Source organism: Corynebacterium sp. H78 (assembly GCF_037572275.1).
GTDB lineage: Bacteria > Actinomycetota > Actinomycetes > Mycobacteriales > Mycobacteriaceae > Corynebacterium.
In genome coordinates, this window is the sequence record NZ_JBBHKX010000002.1 from 622,622 (window position 1) to 635,252 (window position 12,631).

The window sequence follows — 12,631 nt, forward strand, 5'->3', positions numbered from 1 at the left end:
ACGACCAAGCCGCACGGGGATAAGCCAAAACGAAAAACCCGCCCACAGTCATCCACTTGCTGGAGACTAGGGGCGGGGAGTACGCGGAAAAGGCGTGCGCTTACAGGTAGAACATCAATACTGCGACGACAACCCAGATTGCGGAGAAGATACCGGAGAACATGGCAAGCTGCCCCTTAGCCTTGTCCCAGTCCATCTCGTCGGCTGCGGCCTTGCGGGCGATGAAGTCGGGATCGTCCGCATCTTCATCGTCGTCAGCAACGCCGAGGCCCGCCATCATCTTCTTCTGGCGAGGAATGATGAGGAAGAACAGCAGCGCCCACGCGATGATTGCGAGAGTGATGGACGTGTGCAGCAAGCCATTCTTGATGTATCCCTGCACGTCCATGAAGAACACACCAAAGCCAAGTAGTGGAACAATCAGAGAGATCATGCCGTAGGTGCGGGAGATAGCGTGCATGGTTCGTGCAGCACCAACGGTGCCAGGCTCGCCGAGGCGGGCTGCCAGTGCGAGCTTCGGGAACATGGAGATTGCGACTGTCACTGGGCCGAGCAACAGGATCGCTGTCAGAACATGAGCGATGATGAGGATCTGATTCATAGATACGAGTCTAACGAACCGCACGGATTCCACAGGACTTGGCCATAACTGACCAATCGTCAACAGAGACAGCGAGATCCCACTTCACTGCCACCGCAACAAATCGTGCAGCGTAGTCGCAACGAAGTTCCCGCTGCGTAGGCATCCATTCGGACGGTGTCAGATCCGATTTTTCTCGATTGATTGCGCTCATCGTGGGCACCAAATTCGCATCGAGGTCGTTCGCAAATTCGCGTCTTCGTGAGCTATCCCACTGCGCCGCACCAAAATCCCACGCCGCCGCCAGGGGATAAACATGATCGACATCAACCTGGGCGGACAGCACATCCTTGCCTGTATACGGATCTGCAATCGCGGCATCCTCGTCAAGTTTGCACCCAGAACCACCGAACCACCTCACGAGTACACGCTGTCGAGTATCACACGCACCGTCGACACTCCAACCACCAAAAAGTTCGCGCTCATACCCCGTGATAGTGACACGTTGCGGTTGTACTCGTACCGATTCCAACAGCGTGACGACGTCGCGTCGAGGCAATTCGCGCCACCATCGCACTCGCGGGATGGCAATTGCGGCTGCTGCGATGAGTGCCAGGCAAGTAACAATGACGAAACTGACTACGAGTGAGTGCCTAGGCAGTAAAAAACCGCGCCCAGCGTGGGAGTGAAAATTGTGGCTCACACCCATACTGACGCGGTCGGTGGGGAAGCGGTTCCCCGGGGTGCAGGATTACCTGCTGGGAGTGCTTAAAGTTTTGCTTCGGCAGCTGCCTCTTCGAACTCAGCAAGCACCTTGTCGTTTGGAGCTGGAGTCAGGAGGGAAACGACGATCATAACGATTGTCGCTGCAGCGAAACCAGGGACAATCTCATACAAAGTGTCCGTCAGTGGGCTCATACCCCACGCGAACGACACGACAGCACCTGTGACCATGCCAGCGGCAGCGCCCAAGGAGTTGAGACGGCGCCAGTACAACGCAGCAATGATGACAGGACCAAACGCAGAACCGAAGCCAGCCCACGCAAAGCCAACCAGATCAAGAATCGAGCTATTCGGATTCGCGGCAATAACCGCAGCCACGATTGCAACAAGTGCGACGGCGACACGAGACAGCATCATGTACGTTTGAGGTCGCAAGGACTTGTTCACAACACCCTTGAAAAGGTCCTCAATCAGCGCAGACGAAGAGACGAGCAACTGCGAAGAAATCGTCGACATGATGGCGGCCAAGACAGCAGTCAGAATAAGGCCTGCAATCAGTGGGTGGAACAGAACGCGAGTCATATCCAAGAAAATGGTTTCGTACGATTCGCGATCAGTAACGACCGCGTCGGAGCGCAGTGGGAAGAACGCCGTCGCGATGATTGCAACGAAAACCGCACCGAGCATGCAAATGAACTGCCAGCCGATGCCCCAACGGCGTCCCTCGACAGCATCCTTCGAGGAACGAAGTGCCATGAAGCGAACGATAATGTGTGGCTGCCCAAAGTAGCCCAGACCCCAGCCCAACAGGCCAATAATGGTGATTGCAGGAACCCCCAAGAACGGGTTGAACCAGTCCATGCTTGGTGCAGATTCAGCACCTTCATATGGGTTGTTTGCTGGCCACGTGAGCAGGTCGGTTGCAGATGCGTCGCCAAGCAAAGTAATAAAAGCAACAGTTGGCACGATGATGAGAGCCAAAAACATGATGATGCCCTGAACAGTGTCGGTATATGACACCGCCAAGAAGCCACCGAACAAGGTGTACGCAACGGTAATGCCTCCGACGAGCAGCATGCCGGTTAGGTAGTTGCCGTCAAATGTGGACTCCCAGTAACGGCCACCGGTGACCATGCCGGAGGATACGTAAAAGGTGAAAAAGACCAGAATGATGAGACCGGCAGCAACGCGCAAGAACTTCGACTTGGAATGGAAACGGTTCTCCAAGAATGACGGAACCGTAATCGAGTTACGCGCGATCTTGGTATAGGTACGAAGCCTCGGTGCCGTGAACTTCCAGTTCAGCCACGCGCCAATGACCAAGCCAACGGCAATCCAAGTTTTATTCAGGCCAGTTAGGTAGATCGCGCCGGGCAGGCCCATGAGTAGCCAACCGGACATATCGGACGCGCCAGCCGACAATGCGGCGACGAATGGATGGAGGCCACGGCCACCGAGCATGTAATCGTCGTACTGTTGGGTCTTCCGCCAACCGGTCCAGCCGATATACAGCATGGCCAGTAGGTAGATGACAATTGCTATCAGGAACCACGTTTGTTGTTCCATGAGGTTTACTCCTCAATAGCCAGCTGGTGTGCTGACGCAGGGTAGTTGGTGCATTTATTACTTAATCTAATTACTTGCATTCTTGAAACAATTGTAGAATACGAAGAAAATAGAATGTCTGTTCGATTGCTTGTTGTTTCCGGTGGGGATTCTTAAAAGCCGATCCGGAGGAGATGGCACAATCAGAACCATGTCTGGCATGGAGCACAAAAATTCAAGGGATTCTCCCGTGTTTGTGCTGCATGGTTTGTGGTTGCCGGAGGCCGGGCTGAGCCTGTGGGTCGAGAAACTCGACGGACATAGGCTAATGGCCTCCCTCAGCGATGTTGAGGTACCAGCGCAAGAACGCGAACTTTTCAGTGTTGTCGACGGTGTCGCTCGGGGCCGGCACGAAGTGCAACTACAGACCCCTAAGGGTAAACACGTTCGACGCGTGATTCCAACCTGGGATTTCATTTCGGATGACGCCGTTGCGTTGTTGGTGCAGCTCCGAAATCACACATTTTCGCCTGCAATGGCACCAGATCTGCGCTTTCTCGTGGACGTGGCACAGGGGCTAGAACGGTGGGCGCTCGCAGGTCGCGCGCTCGTCGCTGTGGTGTGGGAGGACAATGAATGGTGGCCACAATGGCGCATGGTTGACGGTCTCCAGGAAATGTCGTGGCGGGCGCAAGTCATCGAGCGAACACCGCCCGTGGTGGTAGCCAATGGAGGTAAAGCTGTGGTCGATGATCTGTTGCAGCGCCTGTTTCACTGGACGGTGAATGTGTTGTTGTCAGATATGGATACACCGGTGTCAGCTCGGCAAGGCTTTGTTCGGTCATTAGTCAGTTCTGAGGCCCTGCGAAAAACCAGTGCCTCAGTTGCTGCGGACTTAGCTAAGTGGCGAGGCTCTGCCGCAACCGACAACATTCAGCTGATTTTCGTGCTCGAAGAACCTGCTCATGACGACGACGCTTTGTGGCCCATCCGTATCTATTACCGAGTAGGCGTGTCAGCACCTGATCGTTTGAATCCTCAGTTGTGCAAGCCGAGTGTGCTGAAGCAGTTACGTCCGCAACTTCATGCTGCACAAAAGGCATTTCCTCCTTTCGAAACCGCGCCGTCGGAAGGCTATGGTCTTGATGTTCTGTTAACTGCTGGCCAGGTTGTGGAGTTGGTCCGAGGTGGCGTTGAGAAGCTGCGGGCGGCAAACATCGACGTAATGTTGCCGAAGGCGTGGCTTGAGGGTGAGCCATCGTTGAAGTTGGTGACCAAGACCGAAGAGTTGGAACCGACGGGTGCGGCACCAGGTGCTCAGGAACCACGTCTGGGGTTCAACCAACTTGTGAAGTACCAGTGGAAGCTGTCTATTGGCGATACCGAGTTATCGGAGGCTGAGCTGAGGACACTGGCGAAGTCGGGCAGCGGGCTGGTTAAGTTGCGCGATAAGTGGGTTCACGCCGATGCTCGGGCAACTCGAGACGCGTTACGTTTCCTGCAGGAGCAGACCGCGGCTGGCGAGAAAATAGGAGCTGGTTCAGCAACTCTGAAGGAGCTGCGTTTCGACGGCGGTGCGGAGCAGGCAGCCCCTGTGCCGGTGACTGTTGAAGGAGAGGGGTGGCTGCGCGAAGCCTTCAACACTGAAGATGGGCTGGAACGCGATGTCGACGTGCCAGTGCCAGCGGGTTTTGTAGGGCAACTGCGAGACTATCAACAGCGGGGCGTGAACTGGCTAGCCTGGATGTCCCTGGCGGGTTTCGGGGTGATTCTGGCCGATGACATGGGTTTGGGCAAAACTGTTCAAATCTTGACGTTGCTCCAGTATGAGAAAGAAACACGTGAGGTTAAGCCCACGTTGTTGGTCGTACCAACGGGAGTCCTCCGCAATTGGGCGAAGGAAGCAGCAACGTTTACCCCGACACTGCGGTTAGGTGTGTTGCACGGAGGCAATCGCCCTAATGGTGATCAACTTCAGGATTTCATCGCGCAACACGACATCGTGCTGACGACGTACGGAGTTGCTACACGGGATGCTGTCGAGCTCGGGGCGGTTGAATGGGAACACATCATCGCCGATGAAGCCCAGGCGATTAAGAATCCAAATTCGCAAGCGTTCCGCGCATTGCGGTCATTTCCGGCGCGCCAACGAATTGCCATGACGGGAACCCCCGTCGAGAACAATCTCGGTGAGCTGAGAAGCATCATGGATTTTTGTAATCCGGGGATGCTGGGTTCGGCACGAACATTTCGGTCGCGCTTTGCTATGCCCATCGAGCGTGATGGCAATGAAGAAAAGCTTGAACTGCTCCGCAGTATCACATCGCCGTTTGTGCTCCGCAGGATGAAAACTGACCCGGCAATCGTGCCTGACTTGCCCAATAAGGATGAGCAGACTGTTCATGTTGCTCTCACAGCAGAACAGGCGTTTTTGTACGAAGGATGCGTCAAAGATATTGAAGAGCACGTTAATGCAGCCAAGGGAGTTAAGAAGAAGGGCGTGATTCTGGCAGGAATCACGAAGCTTAAGCAGATCTGTAATCATCCGGCGCACTATCAAAGTGACGGCTCTCAGATTTTGGATCGAGGACAGCACCGCTCCGGAAAGCTGATCGAGCTGGATCACATCATTGACGCTGCTTTAGATGCAGGCGAAAAGGTCTTGGTGTTCACTCAATTCGTGGAGTTCGGAAATATGCTGGCGCCGTACTTGTCGCAGCGTTGTGGGGTTGAAGTTCCGTTCATTAAGGGACAGCTCACGCCAAACAAGCGCGAACAAGCGGTGGAACTCTTCAACTCGCCGGATGGACCTCCAATCATGGTGCTATCGACACTCGCAGCTGGTGTTGGCATCAACCTCACCGCAGCTAATCATGTCGTTCACATGGACCGGTGGTGGAATCCCGCCGTGGAAAACCAAGCGACGGACCGTGCTTACCGCATCGGCCAGCTTAAGGATGTGAAAGTGCACAAACTTGTCGCTGCTGGAACGCTGGAAGAGCGCATTGATGAGCTCATCTTCGACAAATCCGTACTTGCCGACGCCGTGGTTCAAGCAGGAGAAACCAAACTCACCGAAATGACCATGGATCAGCTGCACTCAATGTGGAGGCTAGACAAGACGCGAGCCACTCAGTTGGCAGCGGACGTTGAACAACGGTGGGAAAACAAGAAGCAACAACAAAAGAACTGGATCGACTTGACGGAACGTATCTGGGGTGACGAAGAATGAGCACACGCGGAGAAGACCAGGACATCACCTGGGGCGATAACGTCATCTATGCGGACTTTTCCGGGCGTGCCGGTCGCAACGGTACAGGCGCACGTAAAGGACAGAAGCGCGCGAGTGTCAGGTCACACAAGGTTGCTTTTCGTTCTCCTGTAGCGCAGGCATTGTACGACGGCGTCGTAAAGCATGCAGATGAAGGACGCCGTCGACGTGGGGAGAAGTATTTTGCGGACGGGCATGTCCTAGGCGCGACGATGAGCGACAAGGTAATAGTTGGTGAAGTCGAAGGCACCCAGTTAGATCCGTTTACGGTCGTGATTCGGTTGCCACATCGAGATACCAGTGACGTAACTCAGTTGTTGACGTGGATGGTGGATAACCCCAGCACGATTGAGGACAGCAAACGGGGAGTGCTACCAGAATCCAAAATTGCTGAACTCTTAAGCGACGAGGACGAACAAATCGTCTGTCAGTGCACTTGCCCTGATCACACTGCGGTGTGTAAACATGCCATCGCGGTTGTCGCATATGCAGCTCGGGATGTCGACGACGAGCCACTTCGTGTGTTTGAGCTCCGAGGGCTACGGGAGTCCGATTTCCAATCAAATCTTCAACGATTGTTGAGGGAGAAAGCTGCGCGGCAGCGGCAGAAGGTTGAAACAGCGCGCAGCAAACTAATGGCACCGCCCCGAATTCAGTTTGGTCAACAACCTGTTCGAATCGTCGAATCCGACTTTTGGGGTAAAGATCTTCCTAGAGTGGAACTTCCACAGCCGGAACCCATCAATGTGCTGAAAGAAACCGACCAGGTGTTGCTGCACGAAGCGTTGCGGCCAACTTGCGTTCTTCCACGCGAGACATTGCGAGCAGTCTCTGACTTGGAAGAATGTTGGGATCATCTCCAGTCATGTCAAGAGCTCGCCGATAGAGAGGGACCAACACAGTGAAGTTCATCCATACGTCGGATTGGCAACTCGGCATGACTCGTTGGTTTCTAACCGGCGAAGATGGAGATTCCCAGGCTCGGTTTAGTGCAGCTCGGTTGGCGGCGATTGACCGTATCGGGGAAGTAGCTTTCGCAGAAGACGCTGACTTCATCGTGGTGGCCGGCGATGTATTTGATTCGAACACGCTACCTGCGCGCGATGTAGGTCGAGCGATGGAGCGTCTCCGTAGTTTGCCGGTTCCTGTCTATCTGTTGCCGGGCAATCACGATGCGTACGATGCATCGTCGATATATCGGAGAGACCCATTTCCACAGAGCTCTACCTCTGGCGATGGCGCGTCGTTGGTGGTGTTGAAGCCTGGTGAGAACGTCGTCACACATAAGAGCGGGCGGGGCACCGTGGAGATTGTTGGTATCCCGCTGACAAGCAAGGTGGGTGATCCGCGAGACTTTGAAGAAACACTGGCTGATTTGCAGCCGATTGATTATCCGCGGATTGTCGTGGCTCACGGTCAGGTTGAGGGGTTTGGCGGAGATGCAGGTGCGAGCCTGTCGCTCGAGGCAGCGGAGAAGGCTATTTCGGATGGGCTTGTCCAATACATTGCTGTGGGAGACTCGCATTCGACGCGGCAGCTCGATAGTCGTGGATATATGTGGTTTTCCGGCGCTCATGAAACTACCGATTATGACGATGTCGAGTCGGATTCCGGCAATGTGCTTGTTGTTGAGATCGATGGCACAAGTGCTCCGGTAGTAGCGAAACACAAGGTAGGTGAATGGGAGTTCCAGGCGCATACCCGAGATTTTGCCGATTTTGCGGAAGTTGAAGAGTGGCTCGAGCAGTTGGAGCTACTTCCGAATAAAGACAGGACAAGCATTAAGTACTCGTTGTTCGGAACAGTGACACTGGCACAAAAGGCTGATTTTGATAGGCGTCTTGCAGCCCTGGCTCCAGTTTTCGCTGCCGTGTACAAGCGGGGTAGTGGTTCTGATTTAACGGTGCGGCCAGAGGACGGCGATATTGCAGCAATGGGTGTTTCCGGATTTGCGTTGGCAGCCGCCGAAGAATTGCAACAGATCAGTGACAACCCGGACCTGTCTGCGGCTGATCGAACGGCAGCAGTAGATGCACTCGGATTGCTCGCACGAATCGTGGGAGGTAACTAAGCAATGAAACTACATTCCATCAAATTGTCATCTGTTCGCGGAATCGAGCAGCTGCACCTCGCCGATCTCCCAGACACCGGGGTAATTGTCATTTCCGGCGAAAACGAAGCTGGAAAATCCACGATTGCCGATGCGGTATATGCCGCGTTGAAGTTCCCATCGCGTTCGCAGGCTCGGGAAGTTAAAAGCCTAAGGCCTGCATTGAACGACAAACTTCCTGTTGTGGAGTTAGACATGACGCTGGGAGACTCCAGGTTTGTCGTGCGAAAGGTGTTCGCGGGTGGCACTAAGAGTTCCGAGACAACGATTCGTGTGATTAGCCCAGCTCCTCAGAATTTTACTGGCCACGATGCCGAGTCCTGGCTCAAGAATCTGTTGGAAACAGAAGGCACTCAGCATTTGTGGGATGTGTTCGTCGCAAAGCAAGGCCAGGCACAAACGGTGCTGTCAATGGGTGCGCATGCGCCAATCACCAATGCGCTGCAGGAGGCATCCGGTGGGCGAATCGAGACGAAGTCAGAGCAAACCACCATCGAGGCAGTACACGCTGAGTACCTGAAGTACTACTCAGCTAAAGGCAGAGAAGCCACAGCTTTGACGAAACCGAAGGCTGCGCTGGAAGAAGCCAAACAGCGAGTCGAAGATGCCACTGTTGCCGCTGCTGCCATCAACGACAAAGTCCAAGAAGCAGCTGAAATCGATGAACGACAAGGAGATTTTGCGGAGAAGTTGCCGGAGGCAGAGCGCGAGGTAGAGCATTGGCAAGCAGCGGTGGATGAGCTCAAAGAGTTTATCCAGGTTGAAGAGACCGCGAAAAACCACTTTAAGCTCGCCAACTCGAGCGCTGAGGCGGCTAAGAGTGCCCATGAACAGCGCGTCTCACTGAAGGATCAGGTCGCTGCTGCAGAGAAGGAAGCGCAGGAAGCGCAGCAGGAAGTGGAGCAATTGACCGAGGAAGTCAGCGCAGAGCAGCGTCACATCGACGAAGCCACTGCTGCAGTCGAATCCGCCAAGACCGCGTCTGATCGTGCGACTCTCATCCGACGCATTCTTCAATGCGAGGTCAAGCGTTTTGAAACCACTGCGAGCATCCACGACCTCGTCACATCGCTGGCCCGTGTGCACAAACTTGACGACGTCGTGAGGCAGGCGCACACCCGTTTGGCGGCGCTCACGGTGACAGAAGAGGACATCACGCGCGTTCGACAGGCACACACGGTGTGGCAGTCGGCCGTTGGTATTCTGGAGACAAACAGCCCGCAGGTAGCACTCACTGCGACTTCTCCGACCACCGTGCGTATCGATGGTGTGCCACAGGACGTGACGGGCGAAGTGCTCGAGAAGGCAGTGAGCACTGACACGGAAATTGTGGTGGGCGATGTCACCCTCACTGTTTCCCCTGGTATGAGCTTGTCCGACGCTCAGTCTGGTGTCGAAGATGCTCGAGCCACGCTTGACCGGCTCCTGAGTGAACTCGGAGCAACGGACCTCAACGATGCGGAGGATAAGGCCAAGGAACGTCGGGAAGCAGTGGTGGCCCAAAAGAGCGCCGAAGACGTACTCAACGGTGAACTGCGCGGACAATCTGTGGAGGATATGAAAGCGCGAAAGGCTGAACTCGACGGTCAGCTCGCGAGACTGAATGCTGATCGAAAGTTCCTGGCCGAGCAATGGGCAGAGCTGTGCCCGGATGAGCCGGAACCCGACTCCACCGGCACGCTTCACGATGTTCGCGCTGCAGCTGATGAGTCTGAAGAAATCGAGGCGGAGGCCGTCGCGAAGTTCCAAGAAGCGAATGCGACAGCGCGTGGAGTATCGACGCGCCCGAAGCTGACGAAACAGCACATCGCTGTCGCACAAGCGCAGGCTAAGGCAGACACAGCGAAGCAACTTGCCGAACAATTGACCGAAGCGCGTGAAAAAGCGAGTGATTCGGACGTAACTGGGGAATATCTGCAGGCAAAGTCAGCTGCGGAAGCGGCAGCTCAGGCGCTGGCAGAAGCGGAGAAGAAGCGCAAAGATCTTGATACCGACGATGCAGCAATGTCGCTTGAAGGCGCGCGGCAGAATCTCAAGAACCTCAAAGCTGATCAGAGTCGAGACGCTCAGCGTCGATTCGTCATCACAGGTGAACTCAATGCGGCAGCCGGCACATTTGAAGAGTTAGATGCTGCTGAAGGAGAATTGCAGCGTGCTCAGCGCGCGTACGATGCAGTGACGCGTCGCGCGCGTGCCGCCAAGCTCTTGTATGAAACGTTGTTGTCGGCGCGCAGGGATACCCGTGAAAAAATCAGCGAACCACTGACAAACAAACTGAAGGAATACGGGAGGGATCTTTTCGGCCACGATGTCAGCTACGAATTGACCGATGATTTGGCTATCCAATCGCGAACGACCCCACATGGGACCTTCGAGTTCAGTGAGCTGTCTGGCGGCGCGAAAGAGCAGATCGATATTCTGCTGCGTCTCGCAGCAGCCGGTTTGATGGACGGGAATGCGGGTGCACCGGTCATTATTGATGATTCACTTGGGTACTCCGACCCAGCTCGACTCCGCAAAATGAACAATGCGTTGGCAAGGGCCGGCCACGATTCACAGGTCATTGTTCTGACATGTTTCCCAGAGCGTTTCTCACGTGTCAGCGGGAGCCACCAAGTAAACATGAACGAAATCACGATGGGGTAAACTCACCGCCATGCGGGAGCACCAAATGGACGAAGTTGTTGATAGCACCAAATTAGCTGGCGAGGCTGACGCGAATTCGCCAGTTGTGCCGTGGCTAACTGAGCACGAGCAGATGTTTTGGCGCGCAGTCCTGGACGCTCACCGTGCCGTGGAACGCATGATCGACACCCAGCTGTTGGTTACTTCAGATATTTCGAACGCGGACTTTTCCGTGTTGGTTGTCTTGTCTGAATCTGACAAACAGACAATGCGGATGCGTGAGCTGTGCGAGGACTTGGATTGGGATCGAAGTCGCATGTCTCATCAAATTACTCGCATGGAACGTCGTGGCCTCGTGGAGAAAATTCGCTGCGAGAAGGATAACCGTGGCATCGATGTGCATTTGACAGAACATGGTCGCGAGCTCATTGAACGCGCAGCTCCTGGGCATGTGCGTGCAGTGCGCAAGGTTCTTTTTGATACCTTGCACGATATTGATTTGGATGCCGCGATGGCGCGGTACAACGCCGTTGCTGAAGCCGCTCACAAGCTGCAGGCAGAGCTTCGCCCATAGGTTTCGTGTTTTTGCTTCGGGCATTCGTTTTGCGCATTAGCGTATGAATGCATGACCACGGATGACCGATTTGATGCCCAGCTCGACCACGTCAACGCTGCCAACTTGCAGGATCTTACCGACGACGTCGAGTGGCTGACCAGTGAAGAACAGCACTTTTGGCAGCTAATCGTGTCCACGTTCCGCAGCGTGGAGCGAAAGATTGAATTGAGGCTGCGCGACAAAGCCGGATTGTCGTTTGCCGATTTCACGGTGCTCATTGCACTAAACGAAACGACGGAAGGCATCATGCATGTCGACCAGTTGTGCGAGCGATTGACATGGAATCACTCGCGTGCGCGGTTACATGTCAATCGCATGGAGAAGCGTGGCGCAATCAGCGTAGAAGAAGTCGGAGTAGATCCCGATGCTGATTACACCATTGTGCTAACCGGAGTAGGTCGACACCTGCTTGTTGAATTCGCCCCAGATTACGTCGATACCGTGCGGTCAGAAGTCTTTCGGCCGGTAACGAGCACCGATGTTTCCAACGTCACTGCCTGCTTTAACCGCATTATGGAGAATGCGCGGGCAGAAGATGCCTTGGGTTAGTGCTGCACTCTGAACAGCTACGTGTTCACTCTCACCCTTCGGCTGCTCGAAAAAACAGGTGACGCGAGCAGAAGAACGGTACAAAGGAGGTATGGATAACCCACAGCAAAATGGACTATTCAATTCCGAGCAGATTTCTCAGGGGATCGATAAGGCAGTAGGTAGGCCCGTCCGCCGTAGCCACTCCAACCGTATGGTTGCTGGTGTCTGTGGTGGCTTTGCCGACGCAACGGGTTTCGATGTCACAGCAATGCGCGTAATCATGGCTGTGCTGGGTATTGCAGCGACACCGGTGGCATTGGTGTTGTACTTGGCTGCATGGCTGTTTGTGCCTAGTCAGTAACCACATCAAACTGTAGCGACGACGGTGCGGAAACACGGGCGGAGTACCTATTTCTAACCGAGCGTAGGGCAGTGGTAGTATTTTCCACTGTTACGCTCACTGCGTTGGACTGGCATCGCCGGTAGCGCAGTGCGTTGTGCGGAGGCCTCCGTAGCTCAGTGGATAGAGCACCGGTTTCCGGTACCGAAGGTCGGAGGTTCGACTCCTCTCGGGGGCACTCAAGACAAAACCTCAGGTCAGCAATGGCCTGGGGTTTCGTTGTTTCTACT

At 54.7% G+C, this 12,631-nt stretch carries 10 protein-coding genes and 1 tRNA gene; 8 read left to right on the forward strand and 3 right to left on the reverse strand.

What is annotated here, in order from left to right:
• Nucleotides 1-100 precede the first annotated feature (100 nt).
• The 3 genes from WG934_RS03965 to putP form a co-directional block, all read right to left on the reverse strand.
• Nucleotides 101-601 (reverse strand): DUF2269 domain-containing protein, encoded by a 501-nt coding sequence (locus WG934_RS03965; protein WP_339977817.1) that lies wholly within the window; start codon nucleotides 599-601, stop codon nucleotides 101-103.
• Nucleotides 602-611: 10 nt separating this feature from the next.
• Nucleotides 612-1,157 carry an HNH endonuclease family protein gene (locus WG934_RS03970; protein ID WP_339988784.1) on the reverse strand — a complete coding sequence of 182 codons (546 nt, stop codon included), beginning with the start codon at nucleotides 1,155-1,157 and terminating at the stop codon, nucleotides 612-614.
• A gap of 191 nt (nucleotides 1,158-1,348) precedes the next feature.
• Entirely contained in the window at nucleotides 1,349-2,869 is a 1,521-nt protein-coding gene (gene putP / locus WG934_RS03975) for a sodium/proline symporter PutP (RefSeq protein WP_339988785.1), read from the reverse strand.
• A 199-nt stretch (nucleotides 2,870-3,068) separates the two neighbouring features.
• On the opposite strand from putP, the gene WG934_RS03980 reads away from it, so the two are divergent.
• The 8 genes from WG934_RS03980 (at nucleotide 3,069) to WG934_RS04015 (ending at nucleotide 12,579) form a co-directional block, all read left to right on the forward strand.
• Nucleotides 3,069-6,080, forward strand: coding sequence for a DEAD/DEAH box helicase (locus WG934_RS03980; RefSeq protein ID WP_339988786.1), 3,012 nt, complete (start codon nucleotides 3,069-3,071; stop codon nucleotides 6,078-6,080).
• Nucleotides 6,077-7,024, forward strand: a complete 948-nt coding sequence (locus WG934_RS03985) for a hypothetical protein (protein ID WP_339988787.1) — start codon at nucleotides 6,077-6,079, stop codon at nucleotides 7,022-7,024. The genes WG934_RS03980 and WG934_RS03985 overlap by 4 nt, the downstream gene beginning before the upstream one ends.
• Nucleotides 7,021-8,190, forward strand: a complete 1,170-nt coding sequence (locus WG934_RS03990; RefSeq protein WP_339977827.1) for a metallophosphoesterase family protein — start codon at nucleotides 7,021-7,023, stop codon at nucleotides 8,188-8,190. Before WG934_RS03985 ends, WG934_RS03990 begins: the two co-directional genes overlap by 4 nt.
• A 3-nt stretch (nucleotides 8,191-8,193) precedes the next feature.
• Complete coding sequence (locus WG934_RS03995) at nucleotides 8,194-10,875, forward strand: AAA family ATPase (RefSeq protein ID WP_339988789.1); 2,682 nt, start codon at nucleotides 8,194-8,196, stop codon at nucleotides 10,873-10,875.
• Between the two features lie 10 nt (nucleotides 10,876-10,885).
• On the forward strand, nucleotides 10,886-11,428 hold the full coding sequence (locus WG934_RS04000) for a MarR family winged helix-turn-helix transcriptional regulator (protein WP_339988791.1): 543 nt from the start codon (nucleotides 10,886-10,888) through the stop codon (nucleotides 11,426-11,428).
• A 51-nt stretch (nucleotides 11,429-11,479) separates the two neighbouring features.
• A complete protein-coding gene (locus WG934_RS04005) occupies nucleotides 11,480-12,019 on the forward strand; it encodes a MarR family winged helix-turn-helix transcriptional regulator (RefSeq protein ID WP_339977833.1) in 540 nt (179 codons plus the stop codon).
• A gap of 91 nt (nucleotides 12,020-12,110) precedes the next feature.
• Nucleotides 12,111-12,362 carry a PspC domain-containing protein gene (locus tag WG934_RS04010; protein WP_339977835.1) on the forward strand — a complete coding sequence of 84 codons (252 nt, stop codon included), beginning with the start codon at nucleotides 12,111-12,113 and terminating at the stop codon, nucleotides 12,360-12,362.
• Nucleotides 12,363-12,506: 144 nt separating this feature from the next.
• Nucleotides 12,507-12,579, forward strand: a tRNA-Arg gene (locus WG934_RS04015).
• Nucleotides 12,580-12,631 lie beyond the last annotated feature (52 nt).